At 46.4% G+C, this 20,756-nt stretch carries 18 protein-coding genes, 1 other RNA gene and 1 pseudogene; 16 read left to right on the top strand and 4 right to left on the bottom strand.

Annotated elements, in window-relative coordinates:
* Window positions 1-88 precede the first annotated feature (88 nt).
* The 3 genes from AC3ITG_RS22930 to rnpB all read left to right on the top strand — a co-directional run bounded on the left by AC3ITG_RS22930 (window position 89) and on the right by rnpB (window position 2,429).
* Window positions 89-847, top strand: a complete 759-nt coding sequence (locus tag AC3ITG_RS22930; protein ID WP_053781257.1) for a tRNA (adenine(22)-N(1))-methyltransferase — start codon at window positions 89-91, stop codon at window positions 845-847.
* Window positions 823-1,938: a Nif3-like dinuclear metal center hexameric protein gene (locus tag AC3ITG_RS22925; protein ID WP_489251445.1), complete on the top strand. Its 1,116-nt coding sequence runs from the start codon at window positions 823-825 to the stop codon at window positions 1,936-1,938. The genes AC3ITG_RS22930 and AC3ITG_RS22925 overlap by 25 nt, the downstream gene beginning before the upstream one ends.
* Window positions 1,939-2,019: 81 nt before the next feature.
* Window positions 2,020-2,429: RNase P RNA component class A (gene rnpB / locus AC3ITG_RS22920), an RNA gene on the top strand.
* A gap of 236 nt (window positions 2,430-2,665) precedes the next feature.
* Here rnpB and AC3ITG_RS22915 read toward each other — a convergent pair.
* Entirely contained in the window at window positions 2,666-3,898 is a 1,233-nt protein-coding gene (locus AC3ITG_RS22915) for an aminotransferase-like domain-containing protein (RefSeq protein WP_489251444.1), read from the bottom strand.
* Window positions 3,899-4,007: 109 nt separating this feature from the next.
* On the opposite strand from AC3ITG_RS22915, the gene pdxR reads away from it, so the two are divergent.
* Window positions 4,008-5,528, top strand: a complete 1,521-nt coding sequence (gene pdxR, locus AC3ITG_RS22910) for a MocR-like pyridoxine biosynthesis transcription factor PdxR (protein ID WP_489251443.1) — start codon at window positions 4,008-4,010, stop codon at window positions 5,526-5,528.
* Between the two features lie 85 nt (window positions 5,529-5,613).
* Complete coding sequence (locus tag AC3ITG_RS22905; protein WP_090998137.1) at window positions 5,614-5,871, top strand: hypothetical protein; 258 nt, start codon at window positions 5,614-5,616, stop codon at window positions 5,869-5,871.
* Between the two features lie 97 nt (window positions 5,872-5,968).
* On the opposite strand, the gene AC3ITG_RS22900 is transcribed toward AC3ITG_RS22905, so the two are convergent.
* A complete protein-coding gene (locus AC3ITG_RS22900) occupies window positions 5,969-7,846 on the bottom strand; it encodes a S8 family peptidase (protein WP_413372675.1) in 1,878 nt (625 codons plus the stop codon).
* Window positions 7,847-8,134: 288 nt separating this feature from the next.
* Here AC3ITG_RS22900 and AC3ITG_RS22895 point away from each other — a divergent pair, with 288 nt between their 5' ends.
* From AC3ITG_RS22895 to thiI, 6 genes are all read left to right on the top strand, one after another.
* Window positions 8,135-8,641: a YpuI family protein gene (locus AC3ITG_RS22895; RefSeq protein ID WP_063567014.1), complete on the top strand. Its 507-nt coding sequence runs from the start codon at window positions 8,135-8,137 to the stop codon at window positions 8,639-8,641.
* Window positions 8,642-8,806: 165 nt separating this feature from the next.
* Complete coding sequence (locus AC3ITG_RS22890) at window positions 8,807-9,025, top strand: DUF1540 domain-containing protein (RefSeq protein WP_064636410.1); 219 nt, start codon at window positions 8,807-8,809, stop codon at window positions 9,023-9,025.
* A 34-nt stretch (window positions 9,026-9,059) separates the two neighbouring features.
* The gene (locus tag AC3ITG_RS22885) at window positions 9,060-9,476 is read left to right on the top strand and encodes a hypothetical protein (protein WP_489251442.1); all 417 of its coding nucleotides are present in this window, start codon (window positions 9,060-9,062) and stop codon (window positions 9,474-9,476) included.
* 241 nt (window positions 9,477-9,717) lie between these two features.
* Window positions 9,718-10,479: a lytic transglycosylase domain-containing protein gene (locus tag AC3ITG_RS22880; RefSeq protein ID WP_489251441.1), complete on the top strand. Its 762-nt coding sequence runs from the start codon at window positions 9,718-9,720 to the stop codon at window positions 10,477-10,479.
* 174 nt (window positions 10,480-10,653) lie between these two features.
* Complete coding sequence (locus AC3ITG_RS22875; RefSeq protein ID WP_489251440.1) at window positions 10,654-11,802, top strand: cysteine desulfurase family protein; 1,149 nt, start codon at window positions 10,654-10,656, stop codon at window positions 11,800-11,802.
* Between the two features lie 5 nt (window positions 11,803-11,807).
* Complete coding sequence (gene thiI / locus AC3ITG_RS22870) at window positions 11,808-13,052, top strand: tRNA uracil 4-sulfurtransferase ThiI (RefSeq protein ID WP_413372668.1); 1,245 nt, start codon at window positions 11,808-11,810, stop codon at window positions 13,050-13,052.
* Window positions 13,053-13,161: 109 nt separating this feature from the next.
* Here the strand turns inward: thiI and AC3ITG_RS22865 are convergent.
* Together AC3ITG_RS22865 and AC3ITG_RS22860 are read right to left on the bottom strand one after the other, a co-directional pair.
* Window positions 13,162-14,488 (bottom strand): annotated as a pseudogene (locus tag AC3ITG_RS22865) (IS3 family transposase).
* 155 nt (window positions 14,489-14,643) lie between these two features.
* Complete coding sequence (locus AC3ITG_RS22860) at window positions 14,644-15,345, bottom strand: TerC family protein (protein ID WP_413372667.1); 702 nt, start codon at window positions 15,343-15,345, stop codon at window positions 14,644-14,646.
* Window positions 15,346-15,450: 105 nt separating this feature from the next.
* Between AC3ITG_RS22860 and AC3ITG_RS22855 the strand changes: the two genes are divergently transcribed.
* The 5 genes from AC3ITG_RS22855 to AC3ITG_RS22835 all read left to right on the top strand — a co-directional run bounded on the left by AC3ITG_RS22855 (window position 15,451) and on the right by AC3ITG_RS22835 (window position 20,669).
* Complete coding sequence (locus AC3ITG_RS22855; protein WP_489251439.1) at window positions 15,451-16,110, top strand: TerC family protein; 660 nt, start codon at window positions 15,451-15,453, stop codon at window positions 16,108-16,110.
* Window positions 16,111-16,401: 291 nt separating this feature from the next.
* Complete coding sequence (locus tag AC3ITG_RS22850) at window positions 16,402-16,896, top strand: hypothetical protein (protein WP_413372664.1); 495 nt, start codon at window positions 16,402-16,404, stop codon at window positions 16,894-16,896.
* Window positions 16,897-17,073: 177 nt separating this feature from the next.
* The gene (gene typA / locus AC3ITG_RS22845; protein ID WP_489251438.1) at window positions 17,074-18,915 is read left to right on the top strand and encodes a translational GTPase TypA; all 1,842 of its coding nucleotides are present in this window, start codon (window positions 17,074-17,076) and stop codon (window positions 18,913-18,915) included.
* 305 nt (window positions 18,916-19,220) lie between these two features.
* Window positions 19,221-19,517 carry a YlaH-like family protein gene (locus tag AC3ITG_RS22840; protein ID WP_053781242.1) on the top strand — a complete coding sequence of 99 codons (297 nt, stop codon included), beginning with the start codon at window positions 19,221-19,223 and terminating at the stop codon, window positions 19,515-19,517.
* A 90-nt stretch (window positions 19,518-19,607) separates the two neighbouring features.
* Window positions 19,608-20,669, top strand: coding sequence for an LCP family protein (locus AC3ITG_RS22835; protein ID WP_413372660.1), 1,062 nt, complete (start codon window positions 19,608-19,610; stop codon window positions 20,667-20,669).
* Window positions 20,670-20,756: the final 87 nt, after the last annotated feature.

Here is a 20,756-nt window from a genome sequence, read left to right as displayed (position 1 = left end):
ATCCTTGAAATGTTTTATTGGATTTCATTTTATCGCTTTTCGTTGTTCAATGCAAATCAATAAATTAAATGAATGGTGTAGGTGCTTCATGAAACTTTCGAATCGATTACAGCGAATACATGATCAAATTCCCGAAGGCAGCCGCTTGGCTGACATTGGCTCAGACCACGCTTTGCTCCCGGTAGCGGCAGTACGCAGTGGGAAAGCAGCGGGTGCAGTAGCCGGAGAAGTCAACCCCGGTCCTTATGAAGCTGCACGCAAGCAAGTCAGCGATGCAGGCCTGAAGGAACGAATTACAGTACGTCGTGGAGATGGCTTGGATGTCATCTCTGCAGGAGAAGTGGATGTTATCACAATTGCCGGTATGGGAGGAGCACTAATTGCCTCCATTCTGGATCGTGGCCTCTCCAAACTTGAGGAGGTCAAGCTTCTCATTTTGCAGCCTAATGTTGGTGAGGATATTCTCAGACGTTGGTTGTTGGAGCATCACTGGGTGGTGGTTGCAGAACAGCTGTTTGAGGAAGATGGAAAAGTGTACGAGATTATTACAGCAATGCCGCAAGAACTCAGTCCGATCGCCAATGAGGAAGTGTATCGCGCACGTCCGCTTGAAGGGGGAGTGGAATTGACATCAGATTTGCTGCTGCGCATGGGGCCTTATTTAACAGACCGTCCAACGGATGTGTTTTTTGCCAAATGGGAGAGTGAAATCGTCAAGCTGCAAAGTGTAGTGCAGTCCATCTCCAAATCCGATCAGGAGTCTTCACGGGACAAGGCGGCTGAGATGGAGAGTCATATTGTGAACTTGAAGGAGGTACTTTCATGTTTGCCAAAGGTCAAACTGTAATTCAATTGATGGAGCAGCTTGCTCCCAAACATCTAGCCGTGCCGGACGATCGGATCGGTCTTCAACTTGGCAGTTTGCAAAAGGAAATTATGCACGTTCTTATCGCACTTGATGTTACGAACGAAGTTGTCGACGAGGCCATTCAGATTGGAGCCAATCTGATTATTGCGCACCATGCCATCATTTTCCGCCCGGTCAAATCGTTGAATACGGACACACCCATGGGGAAATTGTACGAGAAGCTGATCAAGCATGATATTGCGGTGTACATTAGTCATACCAATCTGGATGTGGCTGAAGGCGGCATGAATGACTGGATGGCCGAGGCCATTGGAATTGAGAGCAAGGAATCACTTGAGGATGTACATACAGATCATTTGTTCAAACTGGCTGTATTTGTACCCCGCACCCATCATGAGCAGGTGCTCCAGGCGATCCTCGAAGCCGGCGCTGGCAGTATTGGTCAGTACAACAAGTGCAGCTTCAATACAGAAGGCACAGGTACTTTTGTACCGGGTGAGGGGACACAGCCTTTCATCGGTACAGAGGGACAGATGGAGCGTGTAGAGGAAATGCGGATTGAGACCATCGTACCGCAGAGTCTGCGCAGCAAGGTTGTACAAGCGATGCTTAAGGCTCATCCGTATGAGGAAGTTGCCTATGACCTGTATGCAATGGATTTAAAAGGCCGTACACTGGGTCTGGGGCGCTTGGGACAACTCAAACAACCAAAGACACTCGGTGAGCTGGTAGAGGTCGTGAAGGCCCAGCTGGATGTGCCATACGTTAGGGTAGTAGGCGATCTCAATCGGCAGATCAAAAAAGCAGCAGTACTTGGCGGCTCAGGCAGCCGTTATACCCTTCCTGCACGGTTCAAAGGTGCCGATGTCATCGTAACTGGAGACATTGATTATCATACGGCTCACGATGCGCTGATGGCAGGTATGTGTATCATCGACGCCGGGCATAATGCCGAAAAAATCATGAAACCGAAAACTGCGGATTGGCTTCGTTCACGTTTAGAAGACAAACGTTATGACACGCAAGTAACTGCATCCGAGGTAAACACGGAAGTATTCCAGTTTATCTAAAAGCACCCGGGCTCATTGCTTCCAGTAAGATTAAGCTTGTTTGTAAACTCAAATGCCTGTATACTATGTAATGTTGTTCGGAAAGTTTGACAGACAATCGCTGGTGGCCTTCGTTGCCACGAGAGGAAAGTCCGGGCTCCACAGGGCAGGATGCTGGATAACGTCCAGTCAGCGCGAGTTGAAGGATAGTGCCACAGAAATGGACCGCCGATGGCCGGATTTTCCGGCACAGGCAAGGATGGAACCGAGGTGTAAGAGACCCCGAGGAACGCTGGTGACTTCGTTCCTGGTAAACCCCATCTGGAGCAAGACCTAATGGGACACAGTCGACTCTTCGGAGAAGGCAGCCTTAGCCCGAGGTGTGTCTAGGTTGGTCGCTTGAGCTGTGCAGCAATGTATGGCCTAGATAGATGATTGTCGCTTGTGGTGGGAGGGTAGTTCCCGTCTGAACCACGAAGAGCACAGAACCCGGCTTACGGTAAGCTTTCCTAACTACAACACAACAGTAACAAGTGCAGTCCACTATCAGTCAAGGGCAAACAGAACGATTGTACCTGATGTGCCTGACTGATCAGAAGGACGCGATTAAACTTCAAAAGAATCCTGCTCTTGCAGGTCATATAAATAAGGCGTCAGACTTCGAGCTTTCTCGGGTCTGACGCCTTATTTTTGTTGTTATTCGTTGGAATGAGAAATTGTTCCTAATGATACAGTTGATGACAGTTCGTTACAGTGTAACTACGCTGTCCGACTGCTGCAATGATGCATGCCAGCGTTGAATGGCACGATCCATACGCTCTACAGCCTCGGGAAGCAGATCTGGATCAGTATGAGTAAAGTTGATCCGCATACGGTTCAGCTCCGGTGTACCTGCATAGAAGGAATCTCCTGGTACAATGCATACTTTCTCCTGAATTCCATAGGTAAACAGATTGCTGGCCAGCATACCCTCAGGCAGTTGCAGCCATAGGAACATGCCGCCCTGCGGCGAGTTCCAGGAGATACCTTCCCACGATTTTGCAGCCATGAGAGTGGTCATTTTTTTCATCCGTTGTTCATAATCCTGTGAGATATTGCGAATATGCCCGTCCAGATCGAAAGACTCCAGTAGTGCGTGAAGTGCTCTTTGGTCGATGCTGCTGGAATGCAAATCTGCACCTTGTTTGGCGCGGGCAGCTATTTGGATAACATCCGGAGCAGCCAATATCCAGCCAGTGCGGAGGCCTGGAGCTACTGTTTTGGAAAATGTGCTGGTGTAGATGACATTGGATGGACCCTCATAGGATGCTGCATCCAGCTGCGCTAATGCAGGGGCATCCAGTTGTTCCGGTTTAAAGCGGATTTCACCATAGGGATCGTCTTCTAAGATCAGTACGCCATATTTCCGGCACAGATCCACGGCTTGTTGCCGTCTGGCGCGACTCCATACTTTGCCCGACGGGTTGGAGAACGTAGGGTTAATGTAGACGAGCTTGGGACGATGCAATTGGAGCTGTTCCTCCAGTGATTCAGGCAACATTCCGTCATCGTCACAGGCAACACCGTGCGCCTCAGCCTGATAGGAATGAATGACTTGAAGGGCAGCCAGATAGGTTGGTGATTCAACCAGTACGCTGTCGCCTGGATCGAGCAAAATTCGGCACACCAGGTCAATGGATTGCTGAGATCCGGTAGTCAGAAGCATATGATCAGGTGAAGCGGGAATGCCCTTGGATTCAAGACGTTCGGCAATTTTGGCACGTAATGGTCTGAAACCTTCCGTCTCTGCATATTGAAGAGCCGCTGAACCACCCATGAATACCTTTTCGTATGCGTCACGGATGGCTTCAAGCGGGAATGATGTCTGGGCAGGTAAACCTCCGGCAAGAGAAATCATTCCAGGTGCCTGGGCAGCCTGTAACATGTCGCGAACGACAGAGGACGGGGTGTTTTGTGCCATTTTGGACCAAGGGATATTCATATTATTCTCATCTCCTGTTATTCACTGTTATACTGATATTATAAACTATAATAGACGGAATGCAGTATAACAGTAAAATGCTGATCATAACAGTTGGGAGAGTGCATGTGTGCATATTGAATTGAAACGGGGAAGCAGCACCAAATTGTATGTTCAGATTGCCCTTACACTTGCTGACCGAATAAGGTCTGGACTAATCGAGCCTGGAACCCGTCTGCCGTCGGTTCGTAAAATGACCACAGATCTGGGCGTCAGCCTGGTCACCGTGTCCAAAGCCTATGCCGAGCTCGAAGCCATACAGCTAATTACATGTTCCCAGGGGAAGGGTTGTTATGTACGAGGGGCTCAAGAGCTGGAGAAAACGGAGGATATGGAAAAGACTCACCGTACTCAAGCAAAGAATGAATCCAGCACACCATGGAACTGGCAGATGGCCCTTGTGGATTATTTGCCCCGAGCTCAGCTCTGGAGACATTTTGATGCATCTCCACAAGTTAAATATGAGCTGCATATGTCGGCAATCCAGCCTGAATTGTTGCCAACGCGTGAGATTATCGACAGTGCATACCGGCTTTCCTCGGATCATCCAGAGCGCATGGCTGCCTACGGGTCTTTTCAGGGAGATCGGGAACTGCGTCAGACGTTTTCCGGGCATTTTGCGGAAAGAGGATTGCGGGTAATGCCCGAACGGATGCTGATTACGAGCGGTACCCAGCAGGGAATCGATCTTGTCGCGCGTACGTTTGTTGGTCCTAGTGACGTCGTATACATGGAAGCACCGAGCTATACGGGAGCTATTGATGTGTTCACAAGCAGAGGAGCGAAGATCATTACGGTGCCGATGGATGACGATGGTATGCGTATTGATTTGTTAACCCGGTTATGTGATACATACCCGCCCAAGTTGATATATACCATTCCTACGTTTCACAATCCTACAGGCATTACGATGAGTGCTAAACGGCGTGCGCAACTGCTTAATCTTGCTCAGAGTTATCATTGTCTCATCCTGGAGGATGATCCGTTCGCCGATTTGTATTTCCGTGATCCGCCCCCTTCTTCCATTAAATCCATGGATGGGACGGGCCATGTGATATATATCAAAAGCTTCAGCAAAGTATTATCCCCCGGCTGTCGTGTGGCGTGTGCAGTTGCAGACGGAAGTGTGCTCACACGACTTGTTGCAGCCAAATCCACTGCGGATCTCGGGAGTCCGCTGCTTACACAAAAGGCCTTGCAATCGTTCATACAGCATCAATACAGTGCGTATACAGCGCGATTGAGGGATGAATTATATTCCCGGCTGCTTGCCGCATCAACGGTACTGGAGGAACATGGTTCTCCCGGGATGTACTGGACTTTGCCTGATGGTGGACTAAACTTGTGGCTGCAATTGCCTGATGGTTTGGATATGCGTGAGCTACACCGCCAGTCGCTTGCAGCAGGTGTTTCCTTTTTGCCGGGTTCAGCCTGTTATGTGGGGGAAACGGATACGGCGAGTCTGCGGATCTGCTTCACGGTTACGAATCAGGAGCTGTTATGTGAAGGGCTGCGGGTATTATGCAGGGTTATAAAGAACATTACACCGCAACGGGGGGGGGCAACGGCGGACAGGCTCCCGCTTATTTAATTTTTTCGAACACGGACATACATCCAATCCAGATTGGACCCAGTGCAATACGTTATAGTATCACTTGAAAGGGAGTTGGTTTGAAATGAACCATTTCTGTCCACCGCTTTGTCCGATTGTATGTGACCCAATCCAGGTTGTTGAAGATTACTACATCCCACAAATCGTACCCGTAATTCATCCGATCGAAGTCATCAAAAAACATCACTGTGTGCCAATCCATCATCACATGTATCCTGTCGTGGTCAAAGAAGAAGATCCTTGTTATGTTTCAAGCCACAACGGCAAGAAAAAATCGGTGAAAAAATCAGGCAAATCCCGCACAACTTCTCGCAAACGCTAGTCGCAGCGGGTGCCCCGGGGGAATAGGTGAACATACCAAAGAGCAGCATACGCCCCGGGGCGCAGCTGCTTTTGTTTTTTTTATATCCAGTGTACGGTTATTGTTTGATGTACTTTTTCATTGTATTGTCCATTTGCTGTCTCACATGTTGCGGCCAAAACTGAAGTGGGGCACTGTTGCCAGAGGCCGCCTCCAATGCTTTAAATACATCGATTTGACCATAACCGAAATACTTGTCATGACCTGGGTCACCGAGATCTATGACGCTTTGACGCATGAGATCCATGACTTCTGTGTTGGTCAGATCAGGATTCAGCGAGCGAATCAAGCCTGCAAGTGCCGCTACATGGGGGCTTGCCATGGACGTTCCGGACAAGGCTGCATATTGGTTGTTCGGATACGTACTTGCAATGCTGGACCCTGGGGCCGTCACATCCACGTAATCCCCGTAGTTGGAATAGGAAGCTTTGTTCATGTCCGCATCCGTAGCGGATACCGCAAATACTTCCGGATAGGCTGCAGGGTATCCCGGACGCTCCGTATTGTCGTTACCGGTTGCTGCAATTAATACGATGTCGCGATCAAAAGCGTATTTAATGGCATCATGAAGAAATTGAGCATCTGCGTAGTTACCCAGACTCATGTTGATGACCTTGGCTCCATGATCAGCTGCCCAAATGATGCCTTCGGCCACAGCGTAGGTTGTGCCTGAACCCGAATTGTCCAGCACTTTAACAGGTAATACCTTGTTATACCAGCTCATGCCTGCTACACCTTCGTTGTTATTCACAACAGCGCCTATGATACCTGCTACATGTGTACCATGGCCTACGTCATCAAGAGGTTTGCTCGCTGGATCAACAACGTTATAACCTTTCAGCAGCTTGCCCTTCAAATCGGGATGGGTCAGATCGACGCCCGTATCTACCACGGCAACGATAACATCCTTGTTTCCCTTCGTAATATTCCAGCCACGGTTAGTCTCAATGGCGGGCAGGTTCCACTGGTAGTCGGAGAACAAAATATCATTGGGCACGGTTACATCTTTTTGTTCAGGTACGGTTTCATTGGTTAAATACATGTAGTGGGGTTCCATATACAGCGGATTCCATTTACGTTCGAAATAAGCATGTAATTGCTCATAATTCATATGTTCTGACCGAAAAACATACGTGTAACCCAGCTTGCGTGCCGATTGAGTCCGCAGGTCGGATTTAATGATGCGCATATCGCGTTCACCTGGATCCTGACGGAAACGGATGACGATTTCATTTTCGTAAAAATGGCTGGCATTGGCATTATCATGCCCTGTTTTTACAGTGATTTCTTTAAGGGTGTCGGGGTGCACAGACTCGATTTTGAATTTACCTTCACGCGGATAAGGGATCATGCGCAAATTTTTGCGCTGATGCTGTTCCACGGCATTCAGTACATTTTGGCTAAAAAGAGCGATGACGGCACGTTCTCCATCCTTGGAGGGTTGCGCCATAACAAAAAACTTTTCCTTGCCCAGAGGAAAGGAAGAAGATTCGAAGCTTTGACGTTTGCTCACAGCTTTTTTGGCTAGGGCGAGGGAATGTTCCAGCTTTTGCTGTTCCATCTTGCTTCCTTTTGCTGCTGTTTTGTCAAAGTGCCGACTGCGAGATCCCTTGGTATTCATTACATCAACAGACCGTATATGATCATGTGTTTGTTGTAGCTCTTTAACGTATTGACTTATTTGCACATCGTTCATTTTGGAGGTCTTCTCAAGCATGATGTTAAGGTGCTGTTTGGCATCCGCACGGGTCAGCAGATCGGTTGACTTTACATCCTGAACTTTAAGACGTTGTTTGCTCGCATGCTCCTCGTGTGGAGAATCGGGCATGGCACTTGGAGCCGGAACAGGGCGATTGGACGTCGGAAGCAAAAGCGTCAAGGCAAGTGCGCCCGCACCCGCGGCAATGGCCCAGTTAACCCATTTCGGTCTGGACATAGGGGATGGAACCTCCTCGTTTATTTTGACAATCATCTTACAGTGCTCTGATTTCATCGTTGTCACTGGATATATCTATCGTTAGGAAAAGCGGTTATTTTTATGCAAGTGAACATCAGGTCAGCTGTGTGTAATGGGCATGTTTAGGAACAGAAAGGGAAAGCCTGATTAAGGGATACCGCTCGTCATCTTTTTATGGTAGGATAGTACCTGAGAATTCAAGGCTAGGGGAGAACCTCCCGTTGGCCGATCTATATGTAAGGACTTATTTAAGGGGGAGCTACCTTTATGTCAGCAGCCAATGTACAGAAAACATGTGAGTCAACTAGGGAAAAGTTAAAACCGGCTATCGATCGGATCGAAAAATTTTTGAATGAAAATGCCTTGCCTGAACTGGATCAGAATCAGACGGAGGAGTCATCAGCCTTCTACAAAGGATTTCTTTCGGATCTCCGTCATTTGCTCGTTTTTTCTGAAGTTTCTTACGAAAAACTTGGCGTTGTGCTGCGTCGTGCCAATTTTGATGTCGATTTTGCCGAAAAGGCTCTCTATAACACATACCATCAAAGCATAAACAGCTTTTTTTATCCTAAAAATGAATGTTACTCCGAAGATGGAAGATATGCTTACACTGGTCAGGATGCAATCCGTTTCCGTGATAAGCCAATTCGTGCAGTACGTGATGTCATTCTTGAGATATCGAAAACGTACGAAGAATTGCGCGATGATCTGGCCTTTTATGAAAGTGACTACCTAACGCAGCGTCGGATGCAAAACCAACGCAATCACGCGTAATTACATTTTCAACTTATATACGAATTGGACAAAACCGCCCTTGTGGCGGTTTTTTTGCGTTTTTTTTAACTAGCATTGCGGATAAAGGATCATGTCATCATCTGGCATTTCGTCGGAGAATAGCCGATTTACGGTGCGGAGACAATAGATGTCGAGGTGATAAAAATGAGCCAAGAGAAGCCGATCGTCAAATGCAGTGTTGCTAACTGCCACTTTTGGGGAGAAAACAATTTCTGCCAGGCTGATGCCATCATGATTGACATTGACCAGCATGCCACCCGTCGCTTACATGAGGAATTTGCCGGAGAGACCTTTGATTCCGATCATCATGATCATGCCCGTACTTCATCTGCGACTTGCTGCCACACATTCAAACCGAAATGAGCAGTCATTCCCATTTATATGGAGGTGCTTTGCATTGAATAATGACCGTAGAGATGATCACCCGTTCCAACGTCCAGAAACGACTCCGTTAGATGAAAAGCAGCGTCAGCGTGTAGACTATCCAAGACGTAGCCACAGGGAAGAGTATGGCGCAGAGGTAGCGCCCCCAACAGGTTCTATTCGAACAGAACCTACGGAAAGAACAGATCATACCCCAGTGAAGCGTGAAGATGACGGTGTCATGAAATCTACTGGCCGTATCTCCGGATATATGGGTCTGGCCTTTGGTATCGCATCCTTATTTATGTGGTCCATTGTCCTTGGTCCGGCTGCAGCAGTACTTGGTTATTATGCTTACGTCAATGGCCGGAAAACGGCGGGGGCATGGTCCATTGGACTTGGCGCAGTGGCAACACTCAGCTATTTCTTCATGATTCCATTCGCCCGTTAATAAAGCAAAAACATGATCTAATAAGCAATACACAAGTGCTTAACTGAACAGGATATGAGCTGATTATTTGCAGCCTTCTGCTTCCACCTTATTAAAGGGGGATTGCAGAAGGTTTCTTCGCATTTGCGTAATGAAGTTGTATAATCGGTCTATTTTTTTGAAAACAATGGAACCTCCCTGTAAAATAATGTAGAATAAAGTCATAATCTACGTTTACATTATACGGGAGTGAATATAACTCATGCAGATTGATCCGCGCGCGTCGCGGCAGTTGCTGGAACTGCAATTGTCCAATAGTCTCAACGAAACAAATGCATCGGATGGAAACTCCGCTTCAACAGTGGATTTTGCCAGTATGATGGACGGGCTGCTCGGGACGAATTCAAATACTTTGAACAATACTGGTACCGTAGGCGAAGACGTGAATTCTGCTGCGATCTCCAAACGATCCAATGACGGCCTGTTGTGGCTGCAGCTTGGAAGCATGTATAATCCGGATGCAAGTTCCGTTTCTTCCTCGAACAATAATGTGGTTTCTTTATCTTCTCTGTTAAATACTGGAGTAGTCGATTCGGGTGCATCAGTACCTACAGATTTTGAATCTTTGATTGCTTCAGCAAGCGCCAAATATGGGGTGCCTGAATCTTTGATCAAAGCGGTCATTGATACAGAATCCGGCTTCAATCCGAATGTAGTGTCATCCGCAGGTGCCAAAGGACTAATGCAGTTGATGGATGGGACGGCAGCAGGGTTGGGAGTAAGCAACGCTTACGATCCCGCTCAGAATATAGATGGTGGAACCAAATACCTGTCTCTCCAGCTCCAGCGTTTTGGTGGCGAGGTGAAGATGGCACTTGCTGCATATAATGCCGGACCGGGACGGGTTTCGAGTCTGGGTGTATCGAGTGACGCTGAACTGATGAGTGTACTTAACCGCCTCCCTTCGGAAACACAGGCTTATATCTCCAAAGTGGAGAAAGCACAGTCGAAATATATGGTATAAATGGTATAGACCAAAGAAATGGCAACACAACAGTACGTCCAGGAAGAGATCAAACGCGGGATCAGCAGCCTTAAATGTGCTTAGTTCCTGTTTGGTCTTTTTGTGTTGAGCGGGGATCGTGTTACAATGCTCACTGTAGATTCCACAACGAAGAGACAAGGAGGGGAACCTCATTTGAAATATTTTGATTATGCAGCAACGACGCCTCCTCATCCCGATGTCGTTCGGACAATGGCCGAGATTATGGAGGCGCAATATGGGAATCCGTCATCGATACATGGATATGGTGAGCGAGCCCATCAACTGTTGCGCCGAGCACGATCTGGTTGTGCCGCCGCTATTGATGTGAAACCGGAAGAAATCGTATTTACCTCAGGCGCAACCGAGAGCAACAATCTTGCCATTAAAGGGGCGGCATTACAGTATCAGTCTCGGGGCAAACACATCATTACAACTGCAACGGAACATGCTTCGGTATACGAGAGTTTTGTGCAGCTACAGCAGTGGGGATGGGAGGTCACTTGGCTTCCCGTGGATTCCGATGGTCTGGTTAGCGCCCAGCAGGTAATGGATGCCATAAGATCGGATACGGTGCTTGTGAGTCTGATGCATGTGAACAATGAAACAGGAGCGATACATCCAATTGCTGAAATCGGTGCACGACTGAAAAAGGAAGCACCAAAGGTGCTTTTTCATGTAGATGGTGTGCAGGGTTTTGGCAAGATGGAAGCTAAACCTGCGGCATGGGGCGCGGATCTGTACAGTTTGTCTGCTCACAAGATTCGTGGTCCCAAAGGAGCTGGTCTTCTCTACGTACGAAGTGGGGTGGAGCTTACGCCTTTACTGTCAGGGGGTTCCCAAGAGCAGGGACTAAGAGCGGGTACTGAAAATGTACCTTTGCTTGTGGGTATGGCGAAGGCGATGCGTCTCGCTGCGGAACGTCAGGCTGACTTTGCGCAGCGTACAACCATTTTGCGAGACCGTATTATGGAGGTCATAAATATGATTCCCGGACTTGTGCTAAATAGTCGTAAAGAGGGTGCACCGCACATTGTTCATTTTTCCTATCCTGGAATGAAGGCAGAAGTGGCGCTGCATACCCTTGAACAACTTGGAGTAACTGTTTCTACACAATCTGCCTGCTCTTCGCGATCGGCTGAACCCAGCAGGGTATTGCTTGCCATGGGCAGGGATAATGCTTGTGCTGCTGGTGGATTGCGTATTAGTCTTGGAGATGAACATACAGAAGAAGATGTGGCTCTGCTGGAGCAGGCTTTACATCAGATGGTGGCGCAGCTGCGCCCGTTGGAAAGGCGGATGTGATTTAGATGAAATATGATATGCTGCTTCTCCGTTTCGGAGAGTTTATGTTAAAAGGAAAAAACCGTGCCCGGTTCGAAAAAACAATCATTACCCAGGTACGTTCCCTGCTCAAACCTTATCCAGGTGCAAGTCTGCGTAAGGAGTTTGGACGATTGTATGTCGATCTGGGTGGAGAATCTCATACAGAACTGATTGCTGTGCTGAAACGAGTATTCGGCGTAATGTCGATCAGTCCCGTTAAAGTGACCCCATCTGAAACTGACCAAATCGTGGAGACAGCCATTGCTTTTATGGATGAGAGAGAGTCTGAATTCAAAGACGGTACCACATTCAAAGTTAATGCACGGCGTGTATGGAAAGAGTTTCCCAATTCTTCGCATGAAATGAACCATCTGGTGGGTTCTCCGATTCTTCGGAAATTCCAGCAGTTAAGCGTTGACGTGCGTCAACCTGACATTGAACTGCGCGTGGAAATTCGGGATCAGGGCACGTATATCTTCAGTGAGGTGATTCCAGCCGTAGGCGGATTCCCCTTGGGTACAAATGGAAAAGCGATGCTGTTATTATCGGGTGGCATAGACAGTCCTGTAGCGGCATGGTCTTCGATGCGCAGAGGCTTGGAAGTGGAATGCGTACACTTTTACAGTTATCCGTTCACAAGCCAGCGTGCCAAAGAAAAGGTCATTGATTTGGCGCGTGCGCTTGCAGATCATGCAGGTACAATTAAGCTGCATCTGGTTCCTTTTACGGAAATTCAAACTGCATTTACCCAACTGGGACAGGATAACTTGATCATCACACTGATGCGCCGCTCCATGTTACGTATTGCAACCAAGCTGGCTGAACGTGAACGTGCGCTTGCACTGATTACCGGAGATAGTCTGGGTCAGGTAGCGAGCCAGACCCTGCCAAGCATGAATGTCATCGGGCGTGCGACGGATCTGCCGTTGCTGCGACCTCTTGTCATGATGGACAAACAGGAAATTATTACATTATCTAAACAGATCGGAACGTACGATATATCGATTCTGCCCTATGAGGATTGTTGTACTCTTTTTGTACCAAAATCCCCATCCACCAATCCGAATCTTCGAATTGTGGACAAGATTGAATCGACCATGAGTCAACTGCCGGAATGGGTGGAGCAGGCGGTGCAGCAGACAGAAACAATTACGCTACATGCAGGTGAAAACTTTATGGTAACCAATCAGCAGGATGAAGTTAATGACATGAAAGAAGAGTGGTTCTGAGGACCCTCATTCTGTATTGAATGACATAATAAGGACTATGTTATCTTCATAAAGAAAAAGGACTGGCCGATGATTAAAATGTACCCCTTGTAAAGGACAATTAAAAAGGTTAGGCAACTTCAAGCTGCTGTCTGTATCGTGCAGGCGGCAGCTTGTTTAAGTTCCATTGACCTCGATAATGATTGTAATAAATCATGTAGCTTTTCACTTCTTGCTTGACCTCTTCCAAGGTCATACACGTTTTAAAGTTCGTTTCATCTTTAAAATGCCCAAAAAATGATTCTTGTGGAGCGTTATCCCAACAGTTTCCTCAACGCGACATGGATTGTCCTAGCCCCATATTCTTCACAAGCTTTTGGAACTTTGGGTTCGTATAGTGAAATCCTTGATCTGAATGAATCAACGCATCTGAGGTGAGGTGACGATGCTTTTTGAGTTGATTCAACGTCTCAATCGCAATGTCCAAACCGAGTGAAGCAGAGACTTCATAAGCTAAAATCTCATTCGTTTCAGCATCTTTAATGGTCGATAAGTAGGCTCGCTTATTTTTCCCATAAGTTAAATACGTGATGTCCGTTAATAGTACCTTGCCTGCAATCCCTTGCTTAAAAGCTCGATTTAACGTGTTAGGACAGGTTCGATGCTCTTGGGTCGCTTTGGCCATACGACGTGCGGGATTAGCTTTTCGAATCGGACAAACGATGTTGTACTTTTGCATGACACGACGAATTCGCTTGAGATTGTATATGACTCCATATTGGTGCTCCAGCGTCATTTTGATTTGACGGGCGCCTTTCTTTCTTCCACGGTAATGGTAGGCTTTCAGAACGATGGCTTTCACTTTCTGATCGTCTTGTTCCTGATTTTGACGATGTAACCTGGCATCTTCGCTACAATATTGGTAATAGCCCGAACGTGAAACTCCAGCAATTTCACAAAGAACATGCACCTTGCGTTGGAAAGGGTATGTATGCATCATCTGTTGAATCAGTTCGAATTTTTGCCGCGTACTTAGTTGGATTTCTTTTTTCTCATCTGCCTTTCGAGTTGATCGAGCTTTTTTAAGAATTCATTCTCCGCTTCAAGCCATTTCATTTTCGCTTCCAAACGGGCATATTTTCTTCAAGACTTAATTCACGGGTCAGAGGACGGCCTGAAGCGTGTATTCTACCGTCTGTTAATCCAGCAGGTCCTTGTTCTTGAAAAGCCGCACGCCATCGATTGGAAGCCTTTCGAATTCGGGTTGCACCCAAGACGTCAATGGGAAAGCCTGCTTCCTGAAAAATCTCACGGGGAAGCGTACCTTGACTGTATTCTTGAATAAATCGTTCTTTGAACGCATCCGTGTACGTAATAGCTTTAGCGCTGACATTTTTCACATAGGGATTTCTTCTTAACTGATCTTGCTCTTGAGTTGTAAAGCATTTCTTTGACATCCGCTTGACCACCGCTCGTTTTTTATTCATTGTACACAAAAAGACCCTACAAGATGACCTTTTTTAAAGTGTCCATCTTATAGGGTACATTTTAGATATCGGTCAGTCCTTCTTTTATGTGCCTGTGGTTGATGAGAGCATCATTTATTAAAAGCTTAGGAATAGGAATGCTGCCGCTCTCCACCTGGTTTATTGCTGCTTGCACGTTTGCGATACCCGGCAAACACGACACCAGCAGTGACTATAACGATAAATAAGATTCTAAGTGCAGGATGCTCAGTGAAGAAAGGCACGAGACGCTGTTCCTCTGTAATCATGTTAGAAGCCGTATACCCCAGCACGATGGCTCCAAGATAAATGATCCAAGGGAAACGGTTAATTAATTTGATAAACAACGTACTGCCCCACACGATAATAGGTACACTGATCAGTAGTCCGAGTATAACAAGTACCAAGTGCTGCTGTGCTGCACCAGCAACAGCGATGACGTTATCCAGTCCCATGGCAGCGTCTGCGATGACAATCGTTCGCACGGCTACCCAGAGAGAACTGCCGGCCTTGATATCCGAATGCTCTTCCCCTTGATCTGCTAATAGCTTGTACGCAATCCAGATCAGGAGTAATCCCCCAACAAGGAGTAGCCATGGCACTTTAAGCAGCCAGAGCACAATCACGGTGGCTACAATACGAATCAAAAGTGCGCCGCCTGTTCCGTAAAGAATCGCCCTTTTCTGCACAGAAGGGTGCAAATTTCGAGCTGCGAGACCAATCACGATGGCATTATCGCCAGCCAAAATTAGATCAATAAATACAACGTTCAACAACGCTAGCCAAAAAGCGGGGCTAAACAGCTCCATACGATGTCACTCCTTCTATATATCCAAACCTGAGAAAGCTTGTTCAACGTTTAAGAATAGCATGGACAACTTTGACATACAAGTTAGAGTGGGGGGATGAGAAGCATGGATACGCTATGGCTGTTGACCGAAATATTAATGATCAATCTGGTTCTAAGTGGAGATAATGCGGTTGTTATTGCACTTGCAAGCAAGGATTTGCCGGCGAGACAGCGCAAACAGGCGGTATGGTGGGGGGCTTTCGGCGCTGTTGTTTTGCGCTGTTTGTTAACCTTTGCAGCTGTGCTGCTGTTGGGCATTCCTTTTATTCAGGCGGCTGGCGGTTTGCTGTTGCTCTGGATTGCTGTCAAGCTGCTGCTTCAGAATGAAGATGAAGTACATATTCGTAAGGCGTCGACGACCTGGAAAGCAATCCAAACGATTTTGATTGCTGACTTTGTCATGAGTCTGGATAACGTTCTAGCGATTGCTGCTCTGGCGGATGGGGACTTGGCGCTCACGGTCATCGGGATTGCCATAAGTATTCCGATTGTGGTGTGGGGCAGCGGATTAATTGTCGGATTGTTGAAGCGATTTCCGATTCTGGTGTTTGCCGGTTCAGGTATTCTGGCCTTCACAGCAGGTGAGATGGTGATGAATGATCCGAAGCTGGGACAGTGGCTCAGTGGCTTGGCTGCTGAGGCGCATACACTACTGCCTGTAGCTATGGCTTGTCTTGTAATCGCGATTGGAGGAGCACACAAGTTTGTTCGTCGAAACGTGTAAAATGATTTTGAACAAAAGGAAATGTAAATTTTTCTGGCTAACTGCCCTTTTTAGGGCGGTTTTTTGCTATATTTATTTGTTCTGAAGGAATGGGCGAACTTGAATAAGTCATAGACCGATCATTTTAGGGTAATACAGGATAATGGAGAGAGGCGAAGTACGACATAAAGTGTAGTTTTTTGCATACACATCGGCTACACTAGAAGAAGGCTGGGAACAGTCAGTCATCATGGTATGCTTATAGTTTATCTTACGGGGTACATAGCCAAATGTTATAAGAGGTGATTGTAGATGAGAATGAGAAATGAAAAAGCAATTGGACTATTTATTGCGGTTGCGGGTTTAATTATTTTACTCGGCAAATTTGGTGTGTTTGGCTTTATTGGACGGCACTTCTGGCCTTTGCTCATCTTGTTGCCTGGTATTGCTCTTCATGCATTATATTATGCAAGGCTTACACCATCTTGGTCACTCGTTCCAGCAGGTACGTTAACCGTCTATGGTCTGTTGTTCGGGATCACGAATACATGGGGCAGCGGATTGATGAGCAACCTGTGGCCTGCATTTTTGCTGGGGATTGCCGTTGGTTTGCTTGAATATGCACTGGCCGATCACCGAAGACCTGCAATGGTACTACCAGTTGCATTGGGCGTGGGCATCCTTTCAATTATTTTATTCGGATTTACACTGCTTCACACCGGTATTATCTACGTTCTGGCGGTACTTTTAATTGTAGGCGGGATGTGGTTACTGTTTGGCCGAGGACGCCAAGGGAGAGGCTGGTAACATTCCCAGCGGTCTTTCGAGCGAAATATCTTGATTTTTACCTATGATCAACTATAATATAAGGGATATAGGCATGCGTCGGGATATCACCGACGCTTATTTTGGGTGAGTAACCTGCGAATTTGCGGGAAGTTTAGTAGATAAGAATTGAAATTGGAAAGGATATGGATACAAACCATGCATTCAAGAGAACACATTCGCAATATTGCGATTATTGCCCACGTCGACCACGGGAAAACAACGCTCGTCGACAAGTTGCTCCAGCAATCCGGTACTTTCCGTGATCACGAAACGGTACAGGAGCGCGCAATGGACTCCAACGATTTGGAGCGTGAACGCGGTATTACGATTCTGGCCAAAAACACAGCTATTACCTATAAAGATTACTTGATCAATATTGTGGATACACCAGGACACGCCGACTTTGGTGGTGAAGTGGAACGTATCATGAAAATGGTTGACGGCGTATTGCTCGTTGTTGATGCTTACGAAGGCTGCATGCCACAAACAAAATTCGTATTGCGTAAAGCACTGGAGCACAACCTGACACCTATCGTTGTTGTAAACAAAATTGACCGTCCAGCGGCTCGTCCGACTGAGGTAATTGATGAAGTATTGGACCTGTTCATTGAACTAGGTGCCAATGATCAACAACTTGAATTCCCTGTTGTATATGCTTCCGCATTGAACGGAACATCCAGCATGGAAAATGATCCTGCTAAACAGGATGACAACATGATGGCGATCTACGATACGATCGTTAGTCATATCCCTCACCCAACAGAGAATGTTGAAGAGCCGCTTCAATTCCTCGTAACTTTGATGGACTACAATGAATACCTTGGCCGTATTGCCATTGGTCGTGTTAACCGCGGTGTGATCCGTCAAGGACAAACTGTAACGGTTATTATGCGTGATGGTAAGAGCAAAACTGCACGTATCGAAAAACTGTTTGGTTTCCAAGGTCTCAAACGTGTTGAGACAGAAGAAGCAGGAGCAGGCGACATCGTTGCGATTGCAGGAATCAAGGACATCAACATTGGTGAAACCATTGCTGATCCGAACAACCCAGAAGCACTTCCAGTTTTGAAAATTGATGAGCCTACACTGCAAATGACGTTCCTCGTGAACAACAGTCCATTCGCAGGTCGTGAAGGTAAATGGGTAACTTCCCGTAAACTTCGTGAGCGTTTGTTCAAAGAGTTGGAAACTGACGTATCCCTTCGTGTTGAAGAAACAGAGAGCCCAGATGCATTTATCGTTTCCGGACGTGGTGAGCTTCACTTGGGTATCCTGATTGAAAATATGCGTCGTGAAGGATATGAGCTTCAAGTATCCAAACCGGAAGTTATCGTTAAAGAAGTTGACGGTAAGAAAATGGAACCTCTTGAGCGCTTGTTGATTGATATCCCTGAAGAGAGCATGGGTTCCGTAATGGAGAGCCTGGGCGCACGTAAAGCAGAGATGGTTAACATGATTAACACAGGTAGTGGTCAAGTACGTCTGGAGTTCCTGATCCCAGCACGGGGTCTGATCGGATATAGCACAAACTTCCTGACATTGACTCGTGGTTACGGTGTAATGAACCATGCATTTGACAGCTACGCTCCAGTAGTATCCGGTCAAGTGGGTGGACGTCACCAGGGTGTACTGATCTCAACTGAAAATGGTACGTCTACGTTCTATGGCATGATGGGCGTTGAGGATCGCGGTACTCTCTTCTTGGAGCCAGGTACTGAAATCTACGAAGGTATGATTGTTGGTGAACATACACGTGACAATGATATCGTTGTTAACATCTGCAAAGAAAAACAACTGACTAACGTTCGTTCTTCAGGTAAAGATGATACGGTTAAAATTAAAACTCCGATTATCTTCTCGTTGGAACAGGCGCTTGAATATCTGAATGAAGATGAATATTGTGAGATTACACCGAAATCTATTCGTCTTCGTAAGAAGATCCTGAATAAATCCGAGCGTGAGCGTGCAGAGAAACAACGTAAAATGGCTACAAAATAACGCCTAACTACAACTAAAATAAATGATATAAGTTAATGTTTGAGGGTACACGGAAAGTAACGAAAGGTTTGTACAGAAAAAGTAGTGAAGGGATCGGAATCGATTCTGAAGAAGCGAAGCGCTCGCCTTTGTCTCCAAATTTTAACCTTTGAAGATTCGTTCAAGAAAATTTGGAGACAACAGCGATCGAAAGAACGATCCGAAACCGAAACGGTCACTACGGATGCACTTCTCTTGAGTTATCGAAAGGGTATCATCAACAATAGACTTATATCTAGCATGAACACGAAAGGAGCTAGCTGTGTATGCAAGCATGGTTCGCATCAAACCCGATCGTAGCCTACATCGTCATCTTTGTATTGATTACTTACGTATATAACAAGGTGTTTCGGGTACGTCAGAAATTACCGCTTGGTAAGGAAATCGTTCTCTATATATTGATGGCGATGGGCACATTCATGCTTCTTGTTTTTCAAATCGACAAGTTGCCAATTATTCAATGTTTGCTGGTGGCTGTTGGTTTGATGCTGTTAGTGCGAGTGCGCTATTTTATTGAAGGTCGTCAAAAGAAAAAAGCGGAAGCTGCCGCTCGAAACTCATAAATTCTGTATAGTATAGACCATCCGTTTTCCTTAGGGAAAGCGGTTGTCTTATATATAGGCCAAAACAGATGTGATAAAGGTGTTGAAGATATGAACTCGAATTCGAACGGACTGCCTCCACGGAAACAGGCACCGACTCAATCCGGCGCTTCTGGATCGAAGAACGGCAAGGGCAAGCAACCAAAGAAGAAGAAACGGATGCGAACCTTTGGCAGACTGATTTTAAGTTTATTGGTTATTGCAATTGTGGTAGGCGGAGGATATCTGTATTGGGTATACAATCAGGTAGCTGATACGGGCATTGACAAGCCAGTACCAGCTGGAATGTCAGCGAAAACCAAACCCATTACGATGTTGCTGTTAGGTACGGATAACCGTCCCGAAACAGGTACGTATCTCTCGGATGTGGTTATGGTAGCTTCTCTGAATCCGGAGACCAAGACGGCAACCATTGTATCTTTACCTCGGGACACCCGTATTCAGTTGGATGGATATAAGGCGAATAAATTGAATTCCTATTATCCTAAATTTAAAGCGCAAGAAAAAACCTCTGGTAAAAATGCAGAGGATCAAATGAAAGAAATGATGGGCAAATATCTGAATGTGGATATCAATTATACAACGGTACTGAATTTTCAAGCGTTCCGTGATGCGGTTAATGCTGTAGGTGGCGTGGATGTGACAGTGGATAAAAACATGTGTTACAAAGATACGGCCGATGGCACGGATATTAACCTGGTAGCTGGTGCACAGCATTTGGATGGCAAAGAAGCACTTGATTTTGTTCGTTACCGTAAATCGAACTGTAAGCCGAAGACAGATGAATCCAACGACTTTGACCGAAATAAACGTCAGAATCAAGTGTTGAATTCCATGTTGGATCAGTTGAAATCACTGGGAGGCGTAACGAAGATTGGTAAAGTGATAGGCGCTGTTGACGATAACATGACAACAGATGTGGAATCGGAGCAAATGAAGAACTTCATTTCAACCTATTGGAATATTTCCAAATCGGATGTGCACTACACACCTGTAACCGGAGAGTGGAGAAGTCCATATGTATATATCAACGAAACTGAATTGGCTAATGCAAAACAGGCGTTGCAGGATACACTTTCAGGTAAAGTAACAGCATCTCCAACAGCCGAGTAACATTCATTCTTTTAGGATTGGAAGCGAGTTTGATGGTATGCTATAATATCATCAACAACGAATTAAGAATTGCATAAAGAAGATTAG

The sequence above is a fragment of the Paenibacillus sp. GL_099_B genome, from assembly GCF_057835695.1.
The sequence above is the reverse complement of the archived record's forward strand: the minus strand, read 5'-3'. Positions and strand labels throughout refer to the sequence as shown.

Coding starts and splice junctions, on each gene's coding strand:
- AC3ITG_RS22930 (WP_053781257.1), top strand. CDS start 89: ATGAAACTTTCGAATCGATTACAGCGAATACATGATCAAATTCCCGAA.
- AC3ITG_RS22925 (WP_489251445.1), top strand. CDS start 823: ATGTTTGCCAAAGGTCAAACTGTAATTCAATTGATGGAGCAGCTTGCT.
- AC3ITG_RS22915 (WP_489251444.1), bottom strand. CDS start 3,898: ATGAATATCCCTTGGTCCAAAATGGCACAAAACACCCCGTCCTCTGTC.
- AC3ITG_RS22905 (WP_090998137.1), top strand. CDS start 5,614: ATGAACCATTTCTGTCCACCGCTTTGTCCGATTGTATGTGACCCAATC.
- AC3ITG_RS22900 (WP_413372675.1), bottom strand. CDS start 7,846: ATGTCCAGACCGAAATGGGTTAACTGGGCCATTGCCGCGGGTGCGGGC.
- AC3ITG_RS22895 (WP_063567014.1), top strand. CDS start 8,135: ATGTCAGCAGCCAATGTACAGAAAACATGTGAGTCAACTAGGGAAAAG.
- AC3ITG_RS22890 (WP_064636410.1), top strand. CDS start 8,807: ATGAGCCAAGAGAAGCCGATCGTCAAATGCAGTGTTGCTAACTGCCAC.
- AC3ITG_RS22880 (WP_489251441.1), top strand. CDS start 9,718: ATGCAGATTGATCCGCGCGCGTCGCGGCAGTTGCTGGAACTGCAATTG.
- thiI (WP_413372668.1), top strand. CDS start 11,808: ATGAAATATGATATGCTGCTTCTCCGTTTCGGAGAGTTTATGTTAAAA.
- AC3ITG_RS22860 (WP_413372667.1), bottom strand. CDS start 15,345: ATGGAGCTGTTTAGCCCCGCTTTTTGGCTAGCGTTGTTGAACGTTGTA.
- AC3ITG_RS22855 (WP_489251439.1), top strand. CDS start 15,451: ATGGATACGCTATGGCTGTTGACCGAAATATTAATGATCAATCTGGTT.
- AC3ITG_RS22850 (WP_413372664.1), top strand. CDS start 16,402: ATGAGAATGAGAAATGAAAAAGCAATTGGACTATTTATTGCGGTTGCG.
- typA (WP_489251438.1), top strand. CDS start 17,074: ATGCATTCAAGAGAACACATTCGCAATATTGCGATTATTGCCCACGTC.
- AC3ITG_RS22840 (WP_053781242.1), top strand. CDS start 19,221: ATGCAAGCATGGTTCGCATCAAACCCGATCGTAGCCTACATCGTCATC.
- AC3ITG_RS22835 (WP_413372660.1), top strand. CDS start 19,608: ATGAACTCGAATTCGAACGGACTGCCTCCACGGAAACAGGCACCGACT.